The following is a 1,155-nucleotide window of genomic DNA, read 5'->3' as shown; positions in this document are numbered from 1 at the left end:
CTAGTGGATTGATCGGATCAAAGGAGTCCGTTGGTTGATTCCCAACCGCTTTGAGATGTGCGAGTCTGCGGCATGCGCAGCAACATTTCCTTTACGGTATCTCCCGACGACCGGCAGCGATTGAGCGCCATCGTCGCGGCCCCGAACAGCCCACAGAAGCACGTCTGGCGGGCACGTATCATCCTTCTGAGCGACGATGGTCTGGGCACCTCGGCGATCATGGCCGAGACCGGCAAGTCGAAAACCTGTGTGTGGCGCTGGCAGGAGCGGTTCATGCATGAGGGCGTCGACGGCCTGCTTCATGACCGGTCCCGGCCACCCGGCAAGGCGCCGGTCCCGCCGGAGCGTGTTGCCGAGATCGTCCGCTTGACGCAGGAACCGCCGCCGCACGAGGCAACACACTGGACGCTGCGCGCCATGGCCAGGGTCGCCGGCATCGCGGCCTCGACGGTTCAGGCGATCTGGAAGGCTCACGGTCTCAGCCCGCATCGCTGGAGGCAGTTCAAACTCTCCAACGATCCAGCCTTCGCCGAAAAGCTCACCGACATCGTTGGTCTTTATGTCGACCCGCCGGCCCATGCCGTGGTGCTGTCGGTTGACGAGAAATCACAGATACAGGCTCTCGACAGAACCCAGCCCGGACTGCCGATGAAGAAGGGCCGTGCTGGCACCATGACCCACGATTACAAGCGCCACGGCACCACCACTCTGTTTGCCGCGCTCAACGTGCTGGATGGCACGGTCATCGGCCAGAACATGCAGCGCCACCGCCATCAGGAGTTCATCCGCTTCCTCAACCGCATCGAGCGCGAGGTGCCGCAAGACAAGGCCATCCACGTCATCCTCGACAATTACGCCGTACACAAAAAGGACAAGGTCCGCGCCTGGCTCGCCCGCCATCCGCGCTGGACCTTCCACTTCACCCCGACATCCTGCTCCTGGCTCAATGCCGTCGAGGGCTTCTTCGCCAAACTCACACGGCGAAGGCTCAAATACGGGGTCTTCCATTCCGTCGTCGATCTGCAGGCCGCAATCAACCGTTTCGTGCGCGAATACAATGCTGACTGTCCCAAGCCATTTGTCTGGAAAGCCGATCCCGAGGACATCATCACCGCACGAAATCGAGGGTTCCAAACGTTGGAATCAAACCACTAG

At 61.1% G+C, this 1,155-nt stretch carries 1 protein-coding gene; it reads left to right on the top strand.

Annotated elements, in window-relative coordinates:
• Window positions 1-72: 72 nt before the first annotated feature.
• Entirely contained in the window at window positions 73-1,155 is a 1,083-nt protein-coding gene (locus V6766_RS25480) for an IS630 family transposase (protein WP_180899062.1), read from the top strand.

This window comes from Martelella sp. AMO21009, assembly GCF_053484295.1.
This window is presented reverse-complemented; position numbering and strand designations above follow the sequence as displayed.

Bases quoted from the DNA above. Each gene is read 5' to 3' on its own strand.
- V6766_RS25480 (WP_180899062.1), top strand. From the start codon at position 73: ATGCGCAGCAACATTTCCTTTACGGTATCTCCCGACGACCGGCAGCGA.